Source organism: Paraburkholderia sp. Ac-20347 (genome assembly GCF_017104805.1).
Taxonomy (GTDB): domain Bacteria; phylum Pseudomonadota; class Gammaproteobacteria; order Burkholderiales; family Burkholderiaceae; genus Paraburkholderia; species Paraburkholderia tropica.
Map to the genome: position 1 here is coordinate 25094 of NZ_JAAGPN010000030.1, position 25582 is coordinate 50675.

Genomic DNA, 25582 nt, shown 5'->3' on the forward strand with positions numbered 1-25582 from the left:
AGTCATATTCTTCGCGTGAGCGCGCAGCTCCCCGAAAGATGTTCGCGACGGATTCGGCCAACCTGAGGGAGACCGACGTGATTGATTCTGAACGATGTTCGATGAGTACGTGTCAGGTGCGCTCGCAAGGGCCAAAGTACAACCCATCGGCTTGTCGACACCATCTGACGCGCAATCGACGACGGTACGCAACGCCTGCTCGACGCCTTGCTCGCGTGATCCGACGTGCCGCGCGACTGGCGCAAGTGGATGGCGCCTTCGCCATCGTCGATGTCGGCGGCGGCAACGCCGTTCATACCGCTCGGCTTTCGCCACGAAGGCGGCGTGCTGCGTTATCTCCCCATGGTCACGCAGGAACTGCAACTCGAATGTCTCTTTCCCGCGGACGACGAAACCGAAATGCGCCATCGCGACTGGATAGCCGACGCCATAAGTGCACGCACAAATCAATACGAACAACGCGTCGCTGCCATTCAACCCTTCATTTTATTGCGCCATTCGAACGGCAACGTTTGCGCTCTGCGACGTACTGTCGCGATGCACACCCCATTGCCGTATTCGTTTCTCCTGAATTGGCGAATGAATTATTCTCGCGATAAATTTAGCAGCGAATTTCGCAATCCAAAGTGAAGGAACCACGTGCGCACGAATCTCCCCGTCACTCAACGCGAGTACGAGCTCGACGACGCCACCACCCTGCTTTCCCAAACCGATATTTACGGTAATATTACTTACGCTAACGATGCGTTTATCAAGGCGAGTGGATTTAGCGCCAACGAGTTGCTTTATTCTTCACACAATATCGTTCGGCATCCTGATATGCCGCCGCAAGCGTTTGCGGATATGTGGCAAACGTTGAAAGCAGGATTGTCCTGGACCGCACTGGTAAAAAATCGCCGTAAAGACGGCGATCATTATTGGGTTCGCGCGAATGCCACGCCGATTTATCGCGACGGCAACATCGCGGGCTTTCTTTCCGTGCGCACCAAACCGGCGCGCGAGGAAGTCAATGCTGCGGCCAAACTCTACGTCGACTTTCTCGCCGGCACCGCGCGCGGCCTGCGGTTTCATCAAGGCCTGGTCGTGCGCAAAGGCTGGCTTGCCTGGACCGCGTGGCGACGCACGATGCCGGTGCGTTGGCGCATTCGCGGCGGTGTGTTCGCCGCGTTTCTGTTGACGGCGTCGAGCATTGTGCTGCTCGGCGCGAGTCGCCCGCTGATAGGCGTGAGCGCAGGCATTGCCGTGCTGCTCGCAGCGTGGCTCGAAGCGCAGATCGGCCGGCCGTTGCGTGAAGTGCTTGCGCAGGCGCAGGCTATCGCGGCGGGTCAGGCGGTGGGCGACGCGCGGCTGAATCGCGTGGATGAGATCGGCATGATCGAGCGCGCGATTCATCAGAGCGGCTTGAACTTGCGTTCGCTGGTTGACGACGTGTGCGCGCAGCTCAAGGCGTTGCACGGCGCGAGCGACGACATCGTCAAACGCAACGGCGACATCTCCCAGCGCAGCGAGGAAGCCGCCGCGAGCCTGGAAGAAACCGCCGCGACGATGGAGCAGATCACGGCTACGGTGAGGAACAACGCCGACACCGCCGACCAGGCCGGTAAGCTGGCGAAGGCAACCAGTTCGGCCGCCGGCACGGGCAGCCATACGGTACACGAAGTGGTCGCGACGATGAGCGATATCACCGCGTCGAGCCACAAGATTCGCGAAATCATCGACGTGATCGACGGCATTGCGTTTCAGACTAATATTCTCGCGCTCAATGCCGCCGTTGAAGCGGCGCGTGCGGGCGAGCACGGTCGCGGCTTCGCCGTGGTTGCGGGCGAAGTACGCACGCTCGCGCAGCGCAGCGCCACGGCGGCGCGGCAGATCGCGACGCTCATCAACGACAGCGTGTCGAAAACCAGCGCGGGCAGCGAACTGGTCGGCAAGGCGGGACATGCGATGGGCGATATCGTGAAGCAGGTCACGCGGGTCGTCGACCTGATCCAGGAGATCAGCCTCGCAACGCGCGAGCAAGCCGACGGCATCGGCCAGGTCAACGTAGCGATGACGCAGCTCGACGGCGTGACGCAGAAGAACGCACGCATGGTGCAGGACGCGGCCGCCGAAGCCGAGGCGCTGAGCGCGCGGGCGCAGCGGCTGGAGGATGCGGTGGCGGTGTTCGCGGGGTGAACGGTAAAACCTGCGCCGTTGGGTGCGATGGTGGGTGCATTGGATCGCACGGCACGCTTCCGATCGGCGAAGGTTGGTGCGAGCGGCTTCAGTTACACGGCTCGCCCTCGTTCACTTCGAACTTAGCTGGGTAACCTGCCGCCTCACGCACATCAGCATGAAATCGATGCGACACAACCGCATTTGTCGCAGCGTCGTTGTGTCTCGTGAATACTCAGCTTCAGGCATCGCCCTTAAAGCAGCAGACCGTGCGCTCTGTGTCGCCAGAACTTGCGGGAGAAATCGCTTGAGCGTCGCCACGGCTACCACGTACGTTGCTTCGCGAGAGGCTCTGCCAACAGCTATTCACTCACCGCATTGAGCGTTTGAGCTCCTGCAGCGAGAGGGTCGTCGCATCGACTTCGGCGTGCAGCCACTCGATGAATAGCTGCGTGCTGCGGCTCGGTTCAGCGACAACCGCGTGGTAAGCAGCACCGCAATCCGCCTGCACGGCGAACGGCGCCACCAGCCTGCCGCTGCGCAAATCGGGCAACGCCAGCGCGGGTGAGCTGACCACGACACCCATACCATCCGCAGCAGCTTCGAGTGCAGTCATCGCGTGCGAGAAATGGTGACCCTGTGACTCATCCGGAACGCTAATGCCCGCGAATTCTGCCCACTTGCGCCAGTAAGACACACCCCCATGCACGATCCCCGGTTGTCGTGCAGTATCGGCAGTTCGGCGAGCGACTCGGGTCGCTCCGGGGATACCTTCGCCGCGAGCACGGGCGGCAGTAGAGGGGTGAGCGTGAGCGGCAGTAGCGCGTCGACGTGCAGCGGCCCATAGTCACCGCTACCGAGCACAATCACGACATCGACTTCATCGACCCGCTGACGCACCGCGTCTGCTTCAGCTTCCTGTGTGGTCCACGAGTGACCGAAGCCGAGCATCCAGGAGACGACGTGCACGTCGAGATTCGCATGCTGCATCAGGAAGCGATGCAGGCGCGGCATCAGCCAGCGATTCGAGAACGAAGGCGGGCAGCCAACCGTCAGCGTCTCCTTGTCCTTGAAGCGCGTGAGCAGATCGATCGATTCCCGCATGGTGCGAAAGCTCTCGCTGAGCTTCGGTATCCAGAGGCGCCCCGCCTGGGTCAGCACGAGGCCCTTCCTGGTGCGTTCGAACAGTAGCACGCCGAGATAGGCCTCGAGCGAGTTGACCTGATGCCCAACGGCAGCGGGCGTCACGTGCAACTCCTCAGCCGCCTTGCGGAAGCTCAAATGACGCGCGGCCGATTCGAATGTCTTGAGCGCGTTGAGCGGCGGCAGCGGCGTGGGCATAGCGCAATGGCATCAAATAGGCGACAAGGACGCAGGTGCACGAGAAAAACTCGCGCACGCCGCTAGAAATGCTCGTGTGACATCGCGGAGTCGCGTCGTTAGACTGAAATTCTCGTCAACCCGGATGCGTTACGACCACGATGGACGCCCTCGATTCTTGCACAAAACATCTCGCGCTCAAACGGGAGCTCGTCGCCGCAAACCGCGTTCTGGCGCATCACGGTGTGCTTGACGCGTTCGGTCACGTCAGCGTGCGCCACCCGGATCGCGAAGGCGAATTCCTCATCTCGCGCTCGTGCGCGCCCGAACTCGTCGAAGTCGACGACATCATCACGATGCGCCTGGACGGCTCGATCTCCGAAGGCGAAGGCGCCAAGCCTTACCTCGAAGTGCCAATCCACGCAGAGATCTATCGTGCGCGCCGCGATGTGCGAGCGGTCGTGCACAGCCACGCGCCCTCGGTTATCCCGTTCGGCATTGCTACGCACCCGCTGCGCGCCGTCTACCATATGGCTGGCTTCCTTGCAAAGGGCGCACCCGTGTTCGACATCCGCACGTGCTTCGGCTGCACCGATATGCTCGTGCGCGCTGCGGAACAGGGCGTCGCGCTCGCGCAGGTGCTCGGCGAAGCCCCCGTAGCACTCATGCGCGGTCACGGCTACGTGGCGACAAGCGAGTCGCTGCCGGGCGCTGTCTATCGGGCCATCTATACGGAGCGCAACGCGGTCATCCAGCAGCAAGCCATCGCGCTAGGCGGCCCCGTAACGTACCTCGACGAAGAAGAAGGATTGCTTGCGGACAAAACCAATATGAGCGCGGTGGGCAAACCGTGGGCGCTCTGGCAGCGTTACACAGGCGCTTCCTGATCTCGACGATGCCGCGCTGAACTTCAGCCCAAAGCAAGATTCCGGTTTGAGCCGCAGACGGCCTCGAAGATCACAACGTCCAAGCCGACAATTCCGCCAACTTGTCACACGGGACAACTCCTCAGTACACCTTTCCGATGTATCGCGAACTCCGTCACCCCGCGGTCGCAACGCCGTAAATCGATCACCTGCCAGGGAGAAGCCCTGCAGGCGCCTCAACTCTCGCCAGGAGACAGGCGCTCTCCAACTCGTCGCCGCGGGCATCACCCGCGTGGGTCCGATCACTTGCGCTTGACGCGGATCAGGTCTCCAGCAAAACGCATACACCATACGTAGATTTTCACCCTCAACAAAACACTACATATAGTAAATTCCCATCTCAATACTCAGCCACGACCAATGGGGCTGAAGCACATCGGAAAATGACGCAGCAATGCCGGGGTGGATATGCTCAAAGTAACCAAGCGCGATGGCGCTGTTGTGCCCTACGACCTTCGGAAAATCGAGGCAGCGTGTCTAAAAGCCGCACTCGCCGCCAACCACGCCGCCGCCCCAGCGCTGGCAAAACATGTCGCCACGCTGGTCGACGCGCGATGCCGTGCAGCAAACGTAACGCAGCTCAACATTCCCGCGATCCAGGCGAGTGTGGAAATGACGTTGATGCGGGAATTTCCCGAGGTCGCTCGCGTGTACATTCAGTACCGGCATGACCGCGACAATGTCCGCTCGCAAGGCTCCGAACTTCATGCAAAGCTGATGGGCCTCGTCCACAGTACCGACGAAGATGTCACGACCGAAAACGCCAACAAGGACGCAAACGTATTCCCCGTGATGCGTGATCTGATGGCCGGCATCGTCTCAAAACAGTTCGCCAGTCAGTTCCTGCCGAAAGACATCTTGCAAGCACATAACAGCGGCGACATTCATTATCACGACCTCGATTACTCTCCTTTCCTGCCCTTCACGAACTGTTGTCTGGTCGATCTCAAGGGCATGCTCGCTGATGGGTTCCGCCTAGGCAACGCCAAGATTGAAAGCCCGAGGTCCGTCGGCGTCGCATGCGCCGTAACAGCTCAAATCATCGCCCAGGTGGCGAGCCATCAGTACGGCGGCACCACCATACCGAACATCGATCAGACGCTGGCCCCTTATGTGCAAAAGACCTACGAGAAGAACCTCGAGGTCGCTCGCGCGTACCGGATCCCCGATGCCGAACGCTACGCGCGCGAACGTACCGAGAAGGAGGCCTATGACGGAATCCAGGGTTGCGAATACGAGATCAATACGTTGTTCAGTTCAAACGGTCAGCAGCCGTTCGTCACGTTCTCGTTCGGCATGGGCCGTTCCTGGCAAGAGCGAGCGATCCAGCGCGCGATCCTTGAAGTTCGCATCAAGGGTCTGGGAAAAGAAGGGGTAACGCCAGTGTTCCCGAAGCTGGTCTTCTTTCTCGAAGAGGGCCTCAACCTCAGCCCGGGCGATCCCAACTACGACATCAAGCAGCTTGCACTGGAATGTGCATCGAAGCGGATGTATCCGGACATCATTTCGGCGAAGCTAAACCGTGAGTTGACAGGTTCGAGCGTGCCTGTGTCACCGATGGGTTGTCGCAGTTTCCTGTCGGTGTGGAAAGATGCAAACGGTCATGAAGTGCTCGATGGCCGCAACAATCTCGGCGTGGTAAGTCTGAATTTGCCTCGCGTCGCTCTCGAATCAAACGGGAGTCTTGAAACGTTCTACTCTTTGCTGGACGAAAGGCTCGAGGTATGCCGCCGGGCGTTGATGGTACGCGTTCAGCGACTCGAAGGCGTGAAGGCGAAAGTCGCGCCGATTCTGTATATGGAAGGTGCGTTCGGCGTGCGCCTGAATCCGGAAGACGACATCATGACCTTGTTGCGCGATAGCCGCGCATCGATTTCGCTGGGCTATATCGGATTACATGAAGTGGCCGTTGTGCTTTTCGGCCAGCATCCGTTCGATAGCGCGGAAGCCCAGGAGTTTTTGCGCGATCTTGTTGCCCGGATGGCCGCGACCGCAGCACGATGGAAGACTGAAACCCAGCTCGGATTTTCTCTCTATTCGACGCCGAGCGAATCGCTGTGCAACCGATTCTGCAAGCTCGATCGCGATCGCTTCGGCGACGTCGCCGACGTCACCGATAAGGGCTATTACACGAACTCGTTTCATCTTGACGTCTACCGCAAGGTCAACCCTTTTCAGAAACTTGACTTCGAATCAGGGTATGCAAGTTCGGCGTTAGGTGGCCACATCAGCTATGTCGAACTGCCCAACATGCGACACAACCTGAAAGCGCTCGAACGCATCTGGGATTACGCCTGTCAGCATGTCCCCTACTTCGGCACCAATACGCCAGTCGATTCATGCGGGCTGTGTGGTTTTATGGGTGAAGCATCGGCTACCGCCGACGGTTTTACCTGCCCTCACTGCGGCAACCATGACGGTGCGTCGCTGTCCGTAACCCGACGCGTCTGTGGCTACCTGGGTAGCCCGAACGCACGGCCATTTAACGCCGGCAAGCAAAAGGAAGTGATGCGTCGAGTGAAACACCTCGCCGATAGCCATCACGGTCAGGCTCAATGAACTGGGCGCACGGTTGCGCAACTGACCGCATCTGAGATGAACTACGACCGCTACTACACACACGACGTCGTGAACGGAGAAGGGCTTCGGGTCACGCTTTTCGTCACTGGATGCGCTCACGCATGTGAGGGGTGCTATAACCGCTCGACATGGAACCGCCAATCCGGACGGCCTTTCACGTCCGACGTGCAGGAGGCGCTTCTCGCCTCCTGCGTAGCTCACGACGGCCTGAGTCTAACGGGTGGCGACCCACTCTTTCCGAGGAACCGGGATAGCATCCTCGCGCTTTGCCGCGCTTTCAAATACCGTTACCCGGACAAAGATATCTGGATGTGGACAGGCTATCTATTCGAGGAAGTACAAGGCCTTGCCGTCATGGACTTCGTCGATGTCCTGATTGACGGTAAATTTCAGGCCGACAATCCGACCGTAAAGCCATGGAGAGGCTCTGACAACCAGCGCCTGGTTCGCGTGACCGAAGATCGCCGTATTGCTGCAGACCGCTGTTGACTGCATTGGCCGATCGACGCTCATCCTTTAATCGGCGGACAGTTCGGAAAGCTCGTCGAGAAACGCGACGGCAAAACTGCCCGTCCCGCGCGCCGGCGCTGCGCGCTCGGCCGCGACCGCGTAGATCGCGTGCGCCGCAACCGCCGCGCGTAACGCCGTGGGCGCGTGAGCCAGCAACGCCGCGCAGAGCGCGCCCAGCGCACATCCGGCGCCGGTCACCTGCGTGAGTCGCGCATCGCCTCCTTCGATCGCGAGCACCTGATCGCCGTCCGTCACGTAGTCCACATCACCGCTCACCGCGACCACGGCGCCCGACTCGCGGGCAAGGCGCTGCACGTACGGAATTGCGTCGACGGACCGCGCGGTCGTATCGACGCCCTTTGCATCTGCATGGCCGCCGGCGAGCGCAATCAGTTCGCTCGCATTGCCGCGAATGATGCCCGGCCGAAACCTGAGTAAATCTCTCAGCAGCGAATCGTACTCAAGACTTCCCGCACCGAATGCGACTGGGTCGAAGACCCACGGAGTCGCAGCCGAGTGTGCGGATCGCGCGGCCGCTTCGAGTGTCTCGGGACCGCTGCTCATCAGCGCGGCCCCGTTGATCCACAGTGCGCCCGCGCCCGCTGCGAATCGCGTTGGCCAGTCCATCGCCGCGCCGATCGCCGGTGCTGCGCCGACCGCGAGCAATACGTTCGCACTGAGATTCGCGGCGATGTAGTTTGTCAGCCCGTAGACAAACGGCCGCCCCTGTTTGAGCGCGGCGAGATCGGCGCGCACCGTTGCGTCTTTCCATGAAACAGTCTGCATGACATCGCTCCCCTCGATTCCGGGCGCATCCTGCGCTTGCGCGCGCCCGCATAGATCCTGGCACATCCTTGCTGATCGCCCCCCGCCCGCCAGCGCCAACATCGGAGCGCGCAACGTTCCGGTAGCGACTGCGTGGCGCATACGAAGCGCGAGAACGGATGGGTATAGTGGTCGCGTTTCGCCCCTGCAAGCCGAAGCGAATATCCCGCAACAACGTTCATTGAACCACTCATCGTATCGAATGAATTGAGCTACCGTCCACAAGGATCACTCATGAGCCAAATCGAATTCAAGTCAGAGGAAAAAGGCGCACAACGCGACGAGCGCGAGGTCAGTACGAACTCGACGTCATACCGGGCGCTGCTACAAAAACCAACCGTCTGGTTATCCGGCAATCCCGTCGACCGGGCCGACGTTGCGACTGTAGCGATCCTCGGCTATAACTGACCGATACGTCAGGCAGGATGTCGGCCATGAACAAACGGTCGTAGTTGCCGCCGAGATTGTCGTCAATCTCAACGTTTGGATCACCCATCTGCTGCGTTAAAAGATGTTTGAACATCCCAGGAACCTGAGTTCGGAGTTGGAGTGCTACTTACCCTTGAGCCGTTATGGCGAGATCACGATGGCATGCTGAAATTTCAATTTTCCGTCCAAGCCTCTGGTTTCGCGGCAAAAGTTAATTTCTACGGCGATCTGGAAACTCTTGAAGCCTTCGGTTGCTCCCTGTGCAGGTTTCCCCAGTCCCCCAAAGACGAAGTTACCTTTGAAAGCGGCTCGATAGCACTACGCGCATTTGTTTTCGATGGGGTTGGCCATTCGGCACTCGAGATTGAATGCCAGAGAAGTGGTACGCGTCTCGTAAGCGCGCACTCGCGGTTCGCAGTCGAATTGGAACCTGCAACGATCAATCGGTTTGGTTCCGAACTCGTAAGTTGGGCATCGTCAGATGCCGAAGAGGCTTTTGTATTCACCGCCGAACAGCGATGACGATGGTCCGCTATTGCTGGGATCGAAGGACGGCATCGGGTCGACAAACGCCCTCGCCTCCTCAGCGACGGCTAACGAGAAGTCTTTCTGCTGAGCGCCCGCCCCGAGCCGCCCTTTCGAAATTGAACGATATTGAGCGCTCAGCGTTCGACGTTCAACACAAGGACGGGCACGAAAGAACGTTATTGATGTGCGCGATAACTACCTCGCAAGCGACGCACGACGCGCGGCCGTCTCCCAACCCTGAAAACATCAGAAAGACCGCGTAATCAAGCGTAAACGCCTTCCAGGCGCCATCGGTACAATTGCGATCGCAGCAATCTGCACCTGGCGCGCACCCGGCCGGACACGCGATGTGTCGTTCGCGTTGATCGTCGGCAAGAAGATGCGGCCAGCCGTCTCAGCCCATTTGAGGTACCTAGTGACCGCGGCAGTCGTTTTCGTGCGTCGACAATCGCCGGATTGGCAAAGCCTTTCCCGGGATTATCGCCAGGGCCTGGCCATCGATCCTTCCCGTTACGTTCCGGACCATCCTGTGCCGGGCTTCCCCGATCGGCTGGTGTCGTTGATCGGCGAATGGAACCGGCGTTTCTCCATCGACTTCTTTACCTTCCGGCATGCAGTCGCGATGCTTTCGCGCCGCAATATCTCGGCGATCCCCGATGCCAGAATGCTGACGCTCGACCAGCTTTCGATTGTCGCGCAGTGTGCTTCGGTGGAGAGTGGCTACGTCTATTTCCATGACGACGACGACTTCTTCGCGCCGCATCTGCCGGAGGTCATCCGCGCGGCAAAGACGGATGCCGACAGCATCGTGACACCGTTGTTCCGCCTCGGCAGCGAGCGCCATTCCACTTTCGTCACTGGCGACATTACGCCGGATTTCCAGTGGGGTGAGCGTAAGCCGCATGATTTCCGCTATCAGACCAACAACTACGGTATCGCGGCCCGTCGCTGTACGACGGTCGAGGAACTGAGTGCGCTGAAAGACCATGTGCTCGCATCGCATTACGCCGACGAGCGCGGCTTTCGCGACGAGGTTCTGCCTTCGGTGATCAGTGCAACGGTCAAGACTCCTGCGTCGGCGTCAATGCTGCACGTCTTCCGCGGACGAAGCAGCAGCCATCGGGCAGCGTTCGACGCGTTTCTCGCGAGTTGCAGCCATGCGGCGGCGGATCTGCCATCGACCTATAACTGGCTGTCCGAGCCCCTTGGCAAGATCCATCGCCTCGTCGAGCATGTGTACCGCGGCGATGGGTACGCTGCCATTCACGATCTGCTCGGCGAAGATCAGGCAGAGCCCTCGGCTGGAGCGCTTGCTGGTGGCGCGAGAAGAGAAACGGTTCGGGCACAGGGTTCCATCGTTGCGCGGATTTTCAGCGCCGTGCCGAACTGGCGTCGACGCGGCTGATAGCGTCAGGGAAAAACTGTTTAGCGGACTCGGTGGCTTTTGACTGACTCGCGCCGTTCCCCGCAACAGATTCCAACGGCTACTCAGTCTCGATCCCGGAAGCTCGTCAATAGCGGCGACGCGCTTGCCATTCGCTATTCGTTATCCGCGACCCAGCATCAGATTCAGGTTCTGAACAGCCGCGCCCGATGCGCCCTTGCCGAGATTATCGAAAACCGCGGCTAGCAGTACCTGCCCGTGCTCCACGTTCTGGAAAACGCACAGGTTCATATCGTTCGTTCCATTCAGCACCTGCGGATCCAGATGCTTTAACGCGCCGGATTCCTGCAGTGGCAAGACGCGTACATGAGCCGCATCGGCATAGTGGCGCGTGAGGCAGGCGTGCAACGTCGCGCCATCCGCGCCGGATGCAAGCAGGCGCGACACCAGCGGCACCGTTAGCACGATGCCCTGCCGGAACGCGCCATATGCGGGAACAAAAACAGGACGCTGCGCGAGCCCGGCATGTCGCTCGATCTCCGGCGTGTGCTTGTGCGCAAGCTCCAGACCATAGATCTGATACGACGGCGCGTTGGCCGCGCCCGGCCCTTCATGTTCGTCCACGCCAGCACGCCCGCGTCCCGTGTAGCCGGAAACCGCATGAATACTGATCGGGTAACTGTCCGGTATGAGCCCGGCTGCGATCAAGGGATGCAGCAAGCCGATTGCGCCCGTCGGATAGCAGCCGGGATTCGTCACCCTGCGCGCGTTCGCGATGCGCTCCGCCTGCCCCGGCGTCATTTCCGGAAAACCGTAAACCCAATCCGGATGGGTCCGATGCGCCGAGCTGGCGTCGATCACTCGCACGTCAGGATTCACGATGGCGTCTACGGCCTCGCGCGCGACGGCATCCGGCAAACAGAGCATGGCGATATCGCAGGCGTTGATCGCTTCCGCGCGACGCTTCGGATCTTTGCGCTCGGCGGCCGCGAGCGTGAACACGCGGATATCGGTGCGATCGCGCAGCCGTTCGTGGATTTGCAGCCCAGTGGTGCCCTGGTCGCCGTCGATGAAAACTACGGGAGAACGCATACGGGGATCGCTCCGCTGATTGTGAGTGCTAACAGGTAGAAGAAGCCCTATGTTGCGCGGAAGGTTAGAATAGGGAAAGTTGAATTTCGTGACTTCTACATTCAGTTTTTCTGAATCTGGTCGATATCATGCGAGAGATCAGTCTGGACCGTTTGCGCACCCTGGTTGCAGTCACCGACCGGGGTTCCTTCGCCGATGCGGCGCGCGCATTGCACCTCGCGCCGCCCACGGTCAGCCTTCACATCGCCGAACTCGAAGAACGCGTCGGGGCGCCGCTGCTACTACGCAGGCGCGGCCATGTGGGGCCGACGTCGATCGGCGATGTGCTGGTGGAGCGCGCGCGCCGGCTGCTCGCCGACGCGGAGCAGGCGTTGGACGATATTCAGCGGCAGGTCGAAGGGCTCGAAGGACGCGCGCGTCTCGGCGCATCCACGGGCGTGATCGCGCATCTACTGCCTCAGGCGCTGGAGACGCTGCGCGAGCATCACCCCGCCATCGACATTCAGATTGCCGTGCTGACGTCGCAAGAGACGCTGTCGCGGCTGGTGGAGGGGACACTGGATATCGGGCTGGTCGCGCTCCCTCAGCCCGCGGTGGCCGGGCTCGTCATCAAGCCCTGGCGCCGCGATCCCGTGATGGCCTTCGTGCCGGCCCATTGGCCATGTCCGGCGCGTGTGACGCCTGATTGGCTCGCGGCCCAGCCGCTCATTCTCAATGACGCGACCACGCGTCTCTCGCGCTTGACGACGGAGTGGTTCGCGGCCGGGGGGCACCACCCTGCGCCGCGCATCGAGCTTAACTACAACGATGCGATCAAGAGTCTGGTAGCGGCGGGTTACGGCGCAGCGCTGTTGCCCCATGAAGCCACGACGCCGCTACCCGACAAGCGCATCGTCATGCGTCCGCTACGCCCTGCGTTGTGGCGACGGCTCGGTATTGCGTATCGTGCCGGGTACGTTGAGCCGTCCACGCAACATGTACTTGATGTGTTGTGGGCTTTGCGACTGGCGTAGTCGATCCCAAACCTCCGTTTCACGGTCCGACTATTTCCTGCAACGCCGCTCAGCGACGCTATGCGAATGCATTCGCCCCCGTCAGTTGCGCGGACAGTTGCCAGAGGCGTGCGGCCTGCTCAGGATCGATTGCGTAGGGGCGCACGCCGCCTTCCTCGTTGCCCGTCGTGATCGGCGCGACGTCACAGTCCTCGCAGTACACACCGCCGAGGCCGTCGAGTCGTGGCGACGTCGCTGCCCATACCTGGGTCGCGGCGCCTTGCTCGGCGGTTTTGAACGTCGGATCAATCGGCGCACCGCGCTCATCCACCCAGCCTAGCGCCATCATTTCTTCACGCGCCAGATGACGCTGCAGCGGCGTCACGATCTTTCCCGGATGCAGCGAGAACGCACGCACGCCATGCGGCGCGCCGAGTCCATCCAGGTGAGCCGCGAACAGCGCATTGGCGGTCTTCGACTGCCCGTACGCGAGCCATTTGTCGTACGCGCCGGTGAACTGCACGTCGTCCCAACGAATCGGCGACAGACGATGACCGAGCGACGACACCGCGATCACGCGCGCCCCTTCTGCGCGCGTGAGCACGGGCCACAGCCCGTTGATGAGCGCGTAGTGTCCGAGATGATTGATCGCGAACTGGGCTTCCCAGCCCGGGCCGATGCGCGTCTCGGGACAGGCCATGACACCCGCGCTGTTGATCACGATGCGCACGGCGCGACGCGCATCGACAAAGTGCCTGGCAAATGCACGCACACTCGCGAGGTCCGCGAGATCGAGCTCGGCGATCTCGACACCGTCGATCTCTCGCGTCGCGTGGCGAGCGACGTCAGGCTGCCGTGCGCCAACGACCACTTGAGCGCCGGCCGCGGCCAACGCGCGCGTTGTTTCGAGCCCCAGGCCCGAGTGCCCGCCAGTCACGATCGCGGTCGCGCCAGTCAAATCGATACCGGCGAGCACATCGCGCGCCGTCGAAGTCGCACCGAAACCGGAGGAAACGGGAATCTGCTGGTTCATGATCTGCACGCTCACATAGATGACGCGCACCGGAATCGGCGGGCCGTCACGTCGTATTGTCGACAAGCAGATTCAGACAGAGAATGCCTTAAACTCCGGAATATCATCGAGATCGTCCAAGGTTCTCCAATGGATCCGTTGTCCGACATGTTGTCGCTGCTGGAAACGCGCAGTTCGTATTTCACCGGCCTGCGCGCGGGCGGCGATTGGGCGGTCGACATCCCGCCGCCCGACGGCATCAAGTTCAACGCGGTGGTCGACGGCAGTTGCTGGCTCGCGGTCGAGGATGCCGGCCCGCCGATACGACTGGAGGCGGGCGACTGCTTCCTGCTCGCCGCACCGCGCCGGTTTGTGCTGGCGAGCGATCTGGCGGTGCCGCCGGTCGCGGCCGCCGATGTCTATCGCGAGATGGAGAATGGCATCGCCCGTTATGGCGCGCCGGAGAATTGCTTTCTCGTGGGCGGCCGGTTCACGTTCGAGGACAGCGCGCAACTGCTGCTCGGCAGCCTGCCGCCCGTCGTCGTCGTGAGCGGTCGCTCCGAACCGGCGACCGTACTGCGTTGGGCGTTGCAGCGTCTTGCTCACGAATTCGGCGCGCCGTCGCTCGGCGCATCGCTGATGGTGCGCCACCTCGCGCACATGATGCTCGTGCAGATTCTGCGGGTGCATGCCGAGACGCACGCGCATGGCGAGACGGGCTGGCTCGCCGCGCTCGCGGACTCGCGCATCGCGACGGGAATCACGGCGATTCATGCGGACCCGGCGCGGCGCTGGACGGTCGAGGATCTCGCGGCCCGTTGCCATGTTTCGCGCTCAACCTTCGCGGCCCGCTTCAAGCAACGGATGGGCTTCGGCCCACTCGAATACGCGCATCGCTGGCGCATGCAGCTCGCGATGCGCGCGCTGCGGCAATCGGATGTGACGGTATCGAAGGTCGCACAATCGCTCGGCTACGATTCCGATAGTGCGTTCAGCCATTCATTCAAACGGCTCGTCGGCCACTCTCCGCGAGAATTTCGAGCCGCATGCACGCTAGCTGGCGCATGAATCGACTCAAGCGGCGTCGAGGCGGTCGTCTTCGAGCGCGGCACCGGGATGCGTCTGTCGAAAGCGCGCATCGGATAGAGGCCTTCTCTGCCACTTAAATCGCAACCTCAATACAACAACGGACGCGATTTTCACGCAACCAAAAAACTGGCGGAAAGCAGATGGAGTCGAACCATCCCGGGAACGGCTGACGTCCCCAACCGGGTTTGAAGCCCGGCCGCACCACCCGATGCGATTGCCTTCCTGTGACCACTCAACCTGCCAATGTCGTCGACCTTCGACCGCATATTTCACAGCCATTCATGCATACGGCTATCGGGTCTCAACACATGCAGTTCGCGCTGGAAACGAGTATATCCAACGCGATCGAAGAACTCCAGAATCTGAATCGCGCGCTTTCTCCCAAGGCCCGACGCATCGCGAAACGCGGCTGCGCCCACGCCCTGCTCCTGGGCGAGCTTCTCCACCAGACGCGCAAGCTCATGCACCACATCCTGATCGTAAAACAGATCACGCACGATCTGATAAAGCCTGCCCAGTCGTGACAATTTACGCAACATCGCCCGCACCTTTTCTTCGGATTCCTGCACTTCTTTCGCCAGATCGCGCACCCACGGCGGATCGTAGCGTCCTAGCGCGATCAGCGGCATGAGCCGCGCGGCCAACGCTTCCTCCTGCGCATCCAGCGTCACCGCATGCGAAGGCAGATGCAGCCACGGCCCGCTGCGCGCGATACGTCCTTCGTCGACGAGCGCATCCACCGCCGCGCGCCAGACCGTATCGCTGACCAGGGGCGCCGCCATGCGACGCAAACGCGACGCGTCCGGCCCCTGTTCGTCGGGCGAGCGCGCATGAAAATCGCCCAGCACTTCGACGATGCGCGCCGCGAGACGCGTCCAGTGATCGCGCGCGAGCACGACCGCTTCCTCGGTGCGCCCTTGCGCCGCGATCGTCACGGCATCCACGGGCAACGCGAGCGTATCGGCGGCCTGTCCGGTCAACTGCGTGAGCGTCGCGAGCGCGAGACCGCGCGGCGCTTCGGCGATCAGCGCATCGATGCGTCCTTCGTCGAGCCACACGCGCAGCGCATCGAGCCACGCGCGACGCTCCGGCGTGCGTCTGCGCCGCGACGGACCGAACGGATCGAGCACGCGCCCGCCGCCCACCGTGCGGCTCGCCTGCGCATTGCGCACGATGAAACGGTCGCCCGGCAGCGCATGCAGCGGCGCGTCGAATACGAGTTGCACGCGCGCCGTTTCGCCCGCGCCCAGCGCATCGCCGTCGAGCAGCGCGACATTGGCGACGCGATGCGTCGTCCCCAGATGCACGTGCAGCGGCGACCAGTGCGTGAGCGTGATGCCCGCGTCGGCGAGCAGATGCAGTTCGACGTCGAGACGCGTCGCCATTTGCGCAAGCCGCGCGTCGACGATCCAGTCGCCACGCGCGATCTGCGCCTTGTCGATGCCCGCGAGATTGAGCGCGCAACGCTCGCCCGCACGTCCGGTTTCGGCGGCGCGGTTTTGCGCGTGGATGCTGCGCACGCGCACCGTTTCGCCGGCGGGCGCGAGCAGCATGGCGTCGCCGGTCTGCACGCGTCCCGCGAACACCGTGCCGGTCACCACCGTGCCTTGTCCCGTCAACGTGAACACGCGATCGACGGCCAGCCGGAACAGACCGTCGTCGCGGCGCGCCTGCCACGCGGTCGCACGCTCACGCAGAAACGCGTCGAGTTGCGCGACGCCCGCGTCATCCTGTTGCGTCGCGTTCGTTTCGAAGCACGGCGCGCCCGCCAATACGCCCGGCGCGAGCCACGCGTCGATTTCCGCGCGCACTTGCGCAAGCCGCGCGGCATCCACGCGATCGGTCTTCGTCAGCGCGATCGCACCGTGCGTGACGCCCAGCAATTGCAGAATCGCCAGATGCTCGCGCGTTTGCGGCATCACGCCGTCGTCGGCGGCAATCACGAGCAGGGCGAAGTCGATACCGCACGCGCCCGCCGCCATCGTATGCACGAGTTCTTCGTGGCCCGGCACGTCGATGAAACCGAGCACGTCGCCGTTCGCGAGCGGCGTGTACGCATAGCCGAGTTCGATGGAAATGCCGCGCGCCTTCTCTTCCTTGAGGCGGTCCGTGTCGACGCCGGTCAGCGCGCGTACGAGCGTGGTCTTGCCGTGATCGATATGCCCTGCCGTACCGACGATCACAGGCGCAACTCCGCGAATTGCGCGATGAAGGCCGCTTCGTCCGCGCCTTCGACGCAGCGCAGATCGAGACGCAAGGCGTCGTCGGCAATGCGGCCGATCACGGGACGCGGCAGCGCGCGCAACGCACGCTCCAGTTTGAGCAACGCACGCCCGCTGCCGCCCTTGCCCGCGTGGCGGATCGCGAAGCCGCTGCTCGGCAGCAGATCGACGGGCAAGGCGCCGCTGCCGATCTGGCTGAACATCGGCTCGATATTGGCCGTGTAGCCTTCGCCGAGCGCGCGCTGCAGCGCGGGCAGCGCACGCGTGGCGGCGTCGTGCATCTCTTGCGCGGGACGCGTGAGCAGACGCAGCGTGGTGAGCCGTTCGCGCAGCAGTTCGGGCGCGCGATAGAGCCGCAGCACAGGTTCGAGCGCGGCGAGCGTGAGCTTGCCCACGCGCAGCGCGCGCTTGAGCGGATGCTTCTTGATCTTCGCGATGAGTTCCTTGCGCCCGACGATCAAACCGGCCTGCGGGCCGCCGAGCAATTTGTCGCCGCTGAAGGTCACGAGATCCGCGCCCGCTTCCACGGTTTCGCGCACCGTGGGTTCGGCGGGCAGGCCCCATTGCGTGAGATCCGCGAGCGTGCCGCTGCCGAGATCGACCGCCACGGGCAAACCATGCTGACGCGCGAGCGGCGCGAGTTCGTCGAGTTCGACGGTCTTCGTGAAGCCGCTGATCGCGTAGTTGCTGCAATGAACTTTCATCAGCAGCGCGGTGCGTTCGCTGATCGCAGCCTCGTAGTCTTTCAGATGCGTGCGATTGGTCGTGCCGACTTCGCGCAGACGCGTGCCCGCGCGGCCCATGATGTCGGGAATGCGAAACGCGCCGCCAATCTCCACGAGTTCGCCGCGCGAGACGATCACATCCTTGCGCGCGGCCAGCGCCGAGAGCGACAGCAGCACCGCCGCCGCATTGTTGTTGACGACGGTCGCCGCCTCCGCGCCCGTGAGTTCGCAGATGAGTTCATCGATCAGATCGTCGCGATCGCCGCGCTTGCCGGTCGCCAGATCGAATTCCAGATTCGCGGGCTGCGTGAGCGCCTGCACGACGGCGCGCACCGCTTCGTCGGGCAGCAAGGCGCGGCCCAGATTCGTGTGGAGCACGGTGCCGGTGAGATTGAACACGGCGCGCAGCGCGCTTTGCGCGCGCGCCTGCAAGGTGGTCGAAGCGGCGTCGATCACGCGGGCGATGGAAAACGGCGCGGCGTCGGCGCTGGCGTTCGCGTCGGGCTTCAACGTGCCCGCCTGCGCCTCGCGCCGCCAGCCGTCGAGGGTTGCGCGTATCGCCGCGAGCACCTGCGTGCGCCCGTATTCGGCGATCAGCGGTTGTGCCTCTTCAGACGCGATCACGCGTTCCACCGCGGGCATCTGCGCGAGCATCGCGTTGAGCGCGCGCGCATCGCTTGCGCCGGACTCGCCGGACGAAGCCCCGTGTTGCAGTTCCGTTTCGCTCATGGGCGGCGTGGGCGTCATTGCTCGGCAGGCGCTTCGGGATACAGCAGCGGATTCGCGCTCGCGCGCCGGTAACCGGCCTCGCCCATCAGCAGATCGAGCGTGAGGCTGGCGAGATCGTCGGCGAGCGGTTCGAAGTCGAGGTCTTTGTCCTGATAGCCGATCTTGCGGTACGTATGGCATTCGTCGCACGATTCGGCCTTCACGGCGTCATTGCCGCCTTCGATGCCGTGATACGCGATGCCCTTGGTCGAATCGCAATTCGTGCACTTCACGCGCACCACGTGATGCTCGGTGGCGCACAGGCTGCATTGCGTGAAGCGATAACCCTGCAACGCGCCGCCCACGCGCACGATGCTCGCGACCGGCGGCGTGCCGCACACGGGACACACGCCCGGCGCATCGACATACGGCACGTCGCGCGCGTTCAGGCGACTCGCGAGATCGGTCCAGACCACTTGCAGCGCGGCCATGATGAACGGCGCGGTGGCCGGCGACACTTCGGCGTGACGCTGTGCGAGCAGTGCGTCGGCTTGCGCGTCGAGCTGCGCGTCGCTCATCGCGCGCAGGCTGTCGAGCACGTTCGCGAGCGCGGGCGTGACCGCGCCCGCCGCTTCCACGCGGTCGGCGAGACGGCGCAGCACTTCGCGCCATTGCGGATCGCGTTCGCCGCCGAGCGCGGGCAGGATCGGCATCGAATGGCGTTGCGCGTGATCGATGGCCTCGCGCTCGGGCATGCGTGCATCGAAATGATCGAGCGCCTGCTGCTGCGCGTCGACGAGCGCCGCCATCAAACGCATATAGCCGCCGATGGGATTGCGGTCCGCGAGCTTGCGCAGCCGCGCCGCGCGTTCCTTGAACAGCGTGGCGCGTTCGGGCAGCCGAATGCGCGGAATCGCGGAAGGATCTTGTGTCTGAATCTGCTCAGGGTCGAGAATGCGTTGCGTCACGGCGAGTCTTCTCCCACACCTACTCCGACAAACAAAAAGCCGCCGCGCCTTCGCAGGCGGGCGGCTTGCCGGCAGCGCGCGCCCCGCGCCATGCGCGGGCGCACGCGCGCCTTATTTGATGCTCTCGCGGAACCAGCGCGGATGATGCTTGCGCGCCCAGCCCCACGTCACATAACCGCGCGTCATGGCGCCGATCGAACCCTTGACCCACAGCGCCGCATAGATATGCACGACGATGGAGACGATCAGCACGAAGGCCGCGGCCGCATGCACGACGGAGGCCACGCGGATCACCGTGATCGGGAAATAGAACGAGAAATAGCGACGCCAGATCACGATGCCGCTCACGAGCAGCAGCACGAGGCAAACCACCAGCGTGAAGAATAACAGCTTCTGTCCCGCATTGTATTTGCCGATTTCCGGCAGCTTGTCCTCGCGGTTGTTGAGCACGTCGTCCATCTGTTTGAGCCATTGCACGTCGGCCTTGTCCAGATAGTTGTGATGCCAGAAACGCAGCGCGAGAATCATGAACGACACGAACATCACGAGGCCGATGAACGGATGCAGAATGCGCGTCCACTGACCGCCGCCGAACAGCGCGGAGAGCCAGAACATCGCCGGATGAAACATCGCGAGACCGGAGAGCGCGAGCAGCACGAACGTGATCGCCGTGATCCAGTGATTGCTGCGCTCGTTGGCCGTGTAACGCTGGATCAGACGCGGTTCAGAATCGTTCATCGTTGCGCTCCTCGGGAGGTTCGCCGCGGGACTCGCGAATGCGCCGCGCTTCGTCCACGGCGGCCTGTTCGTCTTCGGCATGCGTTTCGTTCGGGCCGATGCGCGTGTAGTGGAAGAAACCCGCCAGCGCCGCGACCGCGATACCCGCGAGCGCGAGCGGCTTGGCGAGGCCCTTCCACACACGCACGAGCGGACTGATGCGCGGATGGTCCGGCAGACCGTGATAGAGCGACGGTTTGTCGGCGTGATGCAGCACGTACATCACGTGCGTGCCGCTCACGCCCGGCGGATCGTACAGCCCCGCGTTCTCGAAGCCGCGCTCCTTGAGGTCTTCGATGCGCTCGGCCGCGTGCACTTTCATGTCCTCTTTGGTGCCGAACACAATCGCGCCCGTCGGGCAGGTCTTCACGCAGGCGGGCTCCTGGCCCACGGCCACGCGGTCGGAACAGAGCGTGCATTTATACACGCGATGTTCCGTCTTCGAGAGCCGCGGAATATTGAACGGACAACCCGTGATGCAATAGCCGCAACCGATGCAGTTTTCCTCGTGAAAATCGACGATGCCGTTCGTGTACTGCACGATCGCGCCCGGCGAAGGACACGCCTTCAGACAACCCGGATCCTCGCAATGCATGCAGCCGTCCTTGCGGATCAGCCATTCGAGGTTGCCGTCCGGGTTCTCGTATTCCGTGTAACGCATCACGGTCCACGAGTGCTCGGTGAGATCGCGCGGATTGTCGTACACGCCGGTATTGATGCCGACTTCGTCGCGCAGGTCGTTCCATTCCATGCACGCCGTCTGACACGCCTTGCAACCGATGCATTTGGTGACGTCGATGAGCTTCGCGACCGTGCCCGTGACGGGCTCGCGCACGCCCGGCGGCGGCGTGGTGGTGGCCGAGAGGCGTTTGACGTCGAGTGACTGTAGTGCCATGTTCCCCCCTTAGGCCTTTTCCACTTTCACGAGGAAGGACTTGAACTCGGGCGTCTGCGAATTGCCGTCGCCGACGGGCGGCGTGAGCGTATTCGTCAGATAGCCGGGTTTCGTCAGTCCCGTGAAGCCCCAGTGCAGCGGCACGCCCACGGTGTGCACCTTCTTGCCGTCGATCATGAGCGCCTTGATGCGCTTGGTGACCACGGCCACCGCGATCAGATAGCCGCGGTTGCTCGACACCTTGACGCGTCCGCCTTCGACCACGCCCACTTCCTTCGCCAGCTCCTCGCCGATCTCGACGAATTGCTGCGGCTGGATGATGGCGTTCAGCCGTGCGTGCTTGGTCCAGAAGTGGAAGTGCTCGGTGAGGCGATACGTGGTCGCGACATGCGGGAAGTTCTGCGCGGTGCCGAACGTCTTGCGGTCGTCCGGGAACACGCGCGCCGCCGGATTGCTGGTGGCCTGCGCATTGTTGGGATGGAACGGGTTGTAGCCGAGCGGATTCTCGAAGGGCTCGTAATGCTCGGGGAACGGTCCTTCGTTCATGCCGTCGCGCGCGAAGAAACGCGCCACGCCCTCGGGGTTCATGATGAACGGACCCATGCCGAGATCGGGCGCTTCATCGACCTTGTAGTCGGGCACGTCCGCGCCCGTCCACGCCGCGCCGTTCCAGCCGATCAGCTTGCGGGTCGGATCGAACGGCTTGCCCGCCGTATCGCACGAGGCGCGGTTGTACAGAATGCGCCGGTTCACGGGCCACGCCCACGCCCAGTTGAGCGTCTGACCGATGCCGGTCGGGTCCGAGTTGTCGCGCCGGCCCATCTGGTTGCCCGCCTGGGTCCACGCGCCGCAGAAGATCCAGCAGCCGCTCGCGGTCGTGCCGTCGTCCTTCAGTTGCGCGAAGCCGGCAAGCTGCTCGCCCTTCTTCACGAGCACCTTGGTCGGGTCCTTCGGGTCGGTCTGATCGGCGAGCGCCTTGCCGTTGTATTCCTTCGCCAGTTCCTCGGGCGTAGGACTCGCGGGATCGGAATACGGCCAGCTCAGCTTGACGATCGGATCGGGCAGCTTGCCGCCATCCTTCTGATACGCCGCGCGAATGCGCAGGAACAGACCCGACATGATCTCCAGATCGCTCCGCGCCTCGAACGGCGGCTCCGCGCCCTTCCAGTGCCATTGCAGCACGCGGCTCGAACTCACGAGCGAGCCGTTTTCTTCCGCGAAGCAGGTCGTGGGCAGACGGAACACCTCGGTCTGGATCGACGACGTGTCGACATCGTTGAAGTCGCCGTACTTCTTCCAGAACTCGGACGTTTCGGTCGCGAGCGGATCCATGATGACGAGCCACTTGAGCTTGCCGAGCGCGGACAGCGTCTTGGCCTTGTCGGGCGCCGACGCGATCACGTTGAAGCCCTGGCAGATATAGCCGTTGACCTTGCCCTGATTCATCAGCTCGATGGTCTGCAGCAGATCGTAGGGCTTGTCGAGCTTGGGCAGCCAGTCGTAGCCCCAGTTGTTTTCCTGGGTCGCGTTGTCGCCCCACCACGCCTTCATGAAGCTCACGAAGAACGCACCGTAGTGCTGCCAGTAGCTCAGCTGATTGGGCCGCATGGGCTGCGAGGCGCGCTTCTTGATGTAGCCGTCGTAGTCCTGCTCGGCCTCGCTCGGCAGTGTCATGTAGCCGGGCAGCAGGTTCGACATCAGCCCGAGGTCGGTGAGACCCTGGATGTTCGAATGCCCGCGCAGCGCGTTCATGCCGCCGCCCGCGATGCCGATGTTGCCCAACAGCAGTTGCACCATCGCGCCGGTGCGGATCATCTGCGCGCCGATCGAATGATGGGTCCAGCCGAGCGCGTAGAGAATCGTCCCGGCGCGGCCCGGCACGGCCGTGCTCGCCAGCATTTCGCACACCTTCAGGAATTTATCCTTCGGCGTGCCGCAGACCTTCTCCACCATCTCGGGCGTATAGCGCGAGTAATGCTGTTTGAGCAGCTGATACACGCAGCGCGGATTCTGCAAGGTGTCGTCGGTTTTCACGAAACCGTCGTCTCCGATTTCGTAGTTCCACGACGTCTTGTCCGGATATGCGTGCTTCGCCGGATCGTAGCCCGAGTAGATGCCGTCGTTGAACGCGTAATCGTCGCGCACGATGAACGAGAAGTCCGTGTAGTTCTTCACGTACTCGTGCTGGATCCTGTCGTTCGTGAGCAGCCAGTTGATGACGGCGCCAAGGAACGCGATGTCCGTGCCGGTGCGAATCGGCGCGTAATAGTCCGCGACCGATGCCGTGCGCGTGAAGCGCGGATCCACCACGATGAGCCGCGCCTTGCGGTGCGCCTTCGCCTCCGTGACCCACTTGAAGCCGCACGGGTGCGCCTCGGCCGCATTGCCGCCCATCACCAGAATCACGTCCGCATTGCGAATGTCGACCCAATGGTTCGTCATCGCACCACGGCCAAACGTCGGGGCAAGACCTGCCACCGTCGGGCCGTGTCAGACACGCGCCTGGTTGTCGAATGCCAGCAGGCCCATCGAGCGGGCCACTTTATGCGTGAGATAACCGACTTCGTTGCTGCCCGCCGACGCGGCCAGCATGCCGGTGGTCAGCCAGCGGTTGACGGTCTTGCCGTCCGCCGTTTTCTCGATGAAGTTCGCGTCGCGATCCTCCTTGAGCAGCTTCGCGATGCGGTCGAGCGCCTCGTCCCACGAGATGCGTTTCCACTCGTTCGATCCCGCCGCGCGGTATTCCGGATACTTGAGCCGGTTCGGGCTGTGGATGAAGTCGATCAGGCTCGCGCCCTTCGGGCAGAGCGTGCCGCGGTTGACCGGATGATCGGGATCGCCCTCGATGTGGATGATGCTCGCGGTGGCGTTTTTCGCGCCGTCGCCGAGACCGTACATGAGGATGCCGCAGCCTACCGAGCAGTACGGGCAGGTATTGCGGGTTTCAGTAGTGCGCGCCAGTTTGTATTGTCGGACTTCGGCAAGCGCGTCGGCGGGCGCGAAGCCCATCAACGCGAGGCTGGATCCCGCCAGCGACGTAGCCGTGACCTTGAGGAACTGACGCCGGGACATCTGCAACATGATTGCGTCCTCGGCTTTCTGGTTGTGGGTCGTTTCAGTATAAGACGTTTTGGGCGCCGGATCGCGGGAGATGCACCGCGCGCGCAGGTGCGGCGCACCCGGGCATCCAGCTTGCTATATTCGTGTGACGAGCGCGTGGTGGCGGCCGCGCCGGCGCTGGCCCGAGGGGTGTGCGAGGCGCGCTGCCGAGTCCGGATCCGCGCCACGCCGGCGGCATCGGTTGCGCGCGCCGCGACCGGCCGGACGATGCCACCGCCGCAGCCTGCCGCAAGTCCGTCACCTGTTTTCACGCCGAACCGCGAGACGTCGATCATGGCAACTATTTCCTCCGAGCGGCTCGAATCGGCCGCACGCAAAGAAGCGTCGTGGGCCGTGGGCGCCTGCCGCCAGTTCATCGCCGACCGCTGCCCGTCGCTCGCCGCCAGCATCGCCTTCTATTCCGCGTTTTCGCTCGCGCCCACGCTGGTCATGGTGATCGCCGTGGCGGGCTGGTTCTTCGGCGCGGATGCGGCGCGCGGCCAGCTGTTCCGCGAAGTCCACAACGTGCTCGGCAACGACGCCGCCGCCGCCATCACCACCATCGTGCAGAACGCCCATCGCGCGGGCGACGCAGGCGGCGTGGCCGCCCTGATCTCGCTGGCGATGCTGGCGATCGGCGCTTCCGCAACGTTTTCGTCGCTCAATTCCGCACTCAATATAGTGTGGCCGCTGGAAGGGCCGCGCGCCTCGTCGGTCATCGCGCTCGTGCGTGTGCGGCTGATCTCGTTCGGCCTCGTGCTGGGCGTGGCGTTTCTTCTGATCGTTTCGCTCGTGCTCGACGCGGGTATCACCTTCGTCGGCCAGTGGCTGATGGGCGAGTCGACTTATTTGATCATCGGCAATGTCGTGCAACTGGTGGTCGGGCTGCTGGTGCTCGCGGTCGCGTTCGCGGGATTGCTGCGCTTTCTGCCCGATGCGCCCGTGCTCTGGCGCGATGCGCTGGTCGGCGGCCTCGTCGCGGCGGTGCTCTTTTCGGTCGGCAAGAAGTTGTTCGCGCTCTACCTGGCGCACGCGGGCATGGCGACGGCGTTCGGCGCCGCCGGTTCGCTGGCCGTGCTGCTGATGTGGCTGTATTTCTCGGCGGCGGTGCTGCTGCTCGGCGCGGAATTTTCCGCCGCGCGCGGCCGTCTGCACGATCCGCGCGGCGCGTGGGGCATGCTCGAAGAAACGCCGCCGGGCAGCCGCGCCAAGCTCGCTTCGGTGCTGGCCGCATCCACCATCGCGCCGATGCGCGAAGCCGCGGCGGGCTTGCAGACGGCGCGCGCCGTGGCGGCGGGAAGTGTGGACGGCGCGGTTGGTGCAGTGGTTCCGGCTAACGTCGGCAGC

At 63.0% G+C, this 25582-nt stretch carries 22 protein-coding genes and 1 tRNA gene; 11 read left to right on the top strand and 12 right to left on the bottom strand.

Annotated features, from left to right (window positions below; genetic code table 11):
- Positions 1-225: 225 nt before the first annotated feature.
- Positions 226-630, top strand: coding sequence for a hypothetical protein (locus G3N97_RS08830; RefSeq protein WP_205992873.1), 405 nt, complete (start codon positions 226-228; stop codon positions 628-630).
- 9 nt (positions 631-639) lie between these two features.
- Positions 640-2175: a methyl-accepting chemotaxis protein gene (locus G3N97_RS08835; protein WP_205992874.1), complete on the top strand. Its 1536-nt coding sequence runs from the start codon at positions 640-642 to the stop codon at positions 2173-2175.
- Positions 2176-2524: 349 nt separating this feature from the next.
- On the opposite strand, the gene G3N97_RS08840 is transcribed toward G3N97_RS08835, so the two are convergent.
- Positions 2525-2863, bottom strand: coding sequence for a LysR substrate-binding domain-containing protein (locus tag G3N97_RS08840; RefSeq protein ID WP_346778035.1), 339 nt, complete (start codon positions 2861-2863; stop codon positions 2525-2527).
- A complete protein-coding gene (locus G3N97_RS08845; protein WP_205992876.1) occupies positions 2767-3495 on the bottom strand; it encodes a LysR family transcriptional regulator in 729 nt (242 codons plus the stop codon). The genes G3N97_RS08840 and G3N97_RS08845 overlap by 97 nt, the downstream gene beginning before the upstream one ends.
- 140 nt (positions 3496-3635) lie before the next feature.
- Between G3N97_RS08845 and G3N97_RS08850 the strand changes: the two genes are divergently transcribed.
- The 3 genes from G3N97_RS08850 (at position 3636) to nrdG (ending at position 7469) form a co-directional block, all read left to right on the top strand.
- On the top strand, positions 3636-4361 hold the full coding sequence (locus G3N97_RS08850; RefSeq protein ID WP_205992877.1) for a class II aldolase/adducin family protein: 726 nt from the start codon (positions 3636-3638) through the stop codon (positions 4359-4361).
- 447 nt (positions 4362-4808) lie between these two features.
- Complete coding sequence (nrdD, locus tag G3N97_RS08855) at positions 4809-6959, top strand: anaerobic ribonucleoside-triphosphate reductase (RefSeq protein ID WP_205992878.1); 2151 nt, start codon at positions 4809-4811, stop codon at positions 6957-6959.
- Between the two features lie 36 nt (positions 6960-6995).
- Positions 6996-7469 (top strand): anaerobic ribonucleoside-triphosphate reductase activating protein, encoded by a 474-nt coding sequence (gene nrdG / locus G3N97_RS08860; RefSeq protein ID WP_205992879.1) that lies wholly within the window; start codon positions 6996-6998, stop codon positions 7467-7469.
- Positions 7470-7496: 27 nt separating this feature from the next.
- Here the strand turns inward: nrdG and thiM are convergent, their stop codons facing one another.
- Positions 7497-8276, bottom strand: coding sequence for a hydroxyethylthiazole kinase (thiM, locus tag G3N97_RS08865; protein WP_205992894.1), 780 nt, complete (start codon positions 8274-8276; stop codon positions 7497-7499).
- A gap of 273 nt (positions 8277-8549) precedes the next feature.
- Here thiM and G3N97_RS08870 point away from each other — a divergent pair, with 273 nt between their 5' ends.
- The 3 genes from G3N97_RS08870 to G3N97_RS08880 all read left to right on the top strand — a co-directional run bounded on the left by G3N97_RS08870 (position 8550) and on the right by G3N97_RS08880 (position 10677).
- A complete protein-coding gene (locus G3N97_RS08870; protein ID WP_205992880.1) occupies positions 8550-8723 on the top strand; it encodes a hypothetical protein in 174 nt (57 codons plus the stop codon).
- Positions 8724-8906: 183 nt separating this feature from the next.
- Positions 8907-9266 carry a hypothetical protein gene (locus tag G3N97_RS08875; RefSeq protein ID WP_205992881.1) on the top strand — a complete coding sequence of 120 codons (360 nt, stop codon included), beginning with the start codon at positions 8907-8909 and terminating at the stop codon, positions 9264-9266.
- 355 nt (positions 9267-9621) lie between these two features.
- Positions 9622-10677, top strand: coding sequence for a hypothetical protein (locus G3N97_RS08880; protein ID WP_205992882.1), 1056 nt, complete (start codon positions 9622-9624; stop codon positions 10675-10677).
- Between the two features lie 141 nt (positions 10678-10818).
- On the opposite strand, the gene argC is transcribed toward G3N97_RS08880, so the two are convergent.
- A complete protein-coding gene (gene argC, locus G3N97_RS08885; protein ID WP_205992883.1) occupies positions 10819-11748 on the bottom strand; it encodes an N-acetyl-gamma-glutamyl-phosphate reductase in 930 nt (309 codons plus the stop codon).
- Between the two features lie 128 nt (positions 11749-11876).
- Between argC and G3N97_RS08890 the strand changes: the two genes are divergently transcribed.
- Positions 11877-12761 (top strand): LysR family transcriptional regulator, encoded by an 885-nt coding sequence (locus tag G3N97_RS08890; protein WP_205992884.1) that lies wholly within the window; start codon positions 11877-11879, stop codon positions 12759-12761.
- A 58-nt stretch (positions 12762-12819) separates the two neighbouring features.
- On the opposite strand, the gene G3N97_RS08895 is transcribed toward G3N97_RS08890, so the two are convergent.
- Complete coding sequence (locus G3N97_RS08895; RefSeq protein ID WP_205992895.1) at positions 12820-13776, bottom strand: SDR family NAD(P)-dependent oxidoreductase; 957 nt, start codon at positions 13774-13776, stop codon at positions 12820-12822.
- Between G3N97_RS08895 and G3N97_RS08900 the strand changes: the two genes are divergently transcribed.
- Positions 13663-14820, top strand: a complete 1158-nt coding sequence (locus G3N97_RS08900; RefSeq protein ID WP_346778036.1) for an AraC family transcriptional regulator — start codon at positions 13663-13665, stop codon at positions 14818-14820. The two genes, G3N97_RS08895 and G3N97_RS08900, sit on opposite strands and share 114 nt — an antisense overlap.
- Positions 14821-14968: 148 nt before the next feature.
- Here the strand turns inward: G3N97_RS08900 and G3N97_RS08905 are convergent.
- From G3N97_RS08905 to fdnG, 7 genes are all read right to left on the bottom strand, one after another.
- Positions 14969-15064 (bottom strand) — tRNA-Sec (locus tag G3N97_RS08905).
- A 46-nt stretch (positions 15065-15110) separates the two neighbouring features.
- Positions 15111-17024: a selenocysteine-specific translation elongation factor gene (gene selB / locus G3N97_RS08910; RefSeq protein ID WP_205992886.1), complete on the bottom strand. Its 1914-nt coding sequence runs from the start codon at positions 17022-17024 to the stop codon at positions 15111-15113.
- Positions 17021-18442 carry an L-seryl-tRNA(Sec) selenium transferase gene (selA, locus tag G3N97_RS08915; protein ID WP_241030480.1) on the bottom strand — a complete coding sequence of 474 codons (1422 nt, stop codon included), beginning with the start codon at positions 18440-18442 and terminating at the stop codon, positions 17021-17023. Before selA ends, selB begins: the two co-directional genes overlap by 4 nt.
- Positions 18443-18531: 89 nt before the next feature.
- A complete protein-coding gene (gene fdhE / locus G3N97_RS08920; RefSeq protein ID WP_205992888.1) occupies positions 18532-19464 on the bottom strand; it encodes a formate dehydrogenase accessory protein FdhE in 933 nt (310 codons plus the stop codon).
- A 111-nt stretch (positions 19465-19575) separates the two neighbouring features.
- On the bottom strand, positions 19576-20202 hold the full coding sequence (locus tag G3N97_RS08925) for a formate dehydrogenase subunit gamma (protein WP_065059524.1): 627 nt from the start codon (positions 20200-20202) through the stop codon (positions 19576-19578).
- Positions 20189-21136 (bottom strand): formate dehydrogenase subunit beta, encoded by a 948-nt coding sequence (gene fdxH, locus G3N97_RS08930; protein ID WP_205992889.1) that lies wholly within the window; start codon positions 21134-21136, stop codon positions 20189-20191. The genes G3N97_RS08925 and fdxH overlap by 14 nt, the downstream gene beginning before the upstream one ends.
- A gap of 9 nt (positions 21137-21145) precedes the next feature.
- Positions 21146-24217 (bottom strand): formate dehydrogenase-N subunit alpha, encoded by a 3072-nt coding sequence (fdnG, locus tag G3N97_RS08935; RefSeq protein ID WP_205992890.1) that lies wholly within the window; start codon positions 24215-24217, stop codon positions 21146-21148.
- 312 nt (positions 24218-24529) lie between these two features.
- Between fdnG and G3N97_RS08940 the strand changes: the two genes are divergently transcribed.
- A partial coding sequence (locus G3N97_RS08940; RefSeq protein ID WP_205992891.1) for a YihY/virulence factor BrkB family protein occupies positions 24530-25582 on the top strand: 1053 nt, incomplete at its 3' end.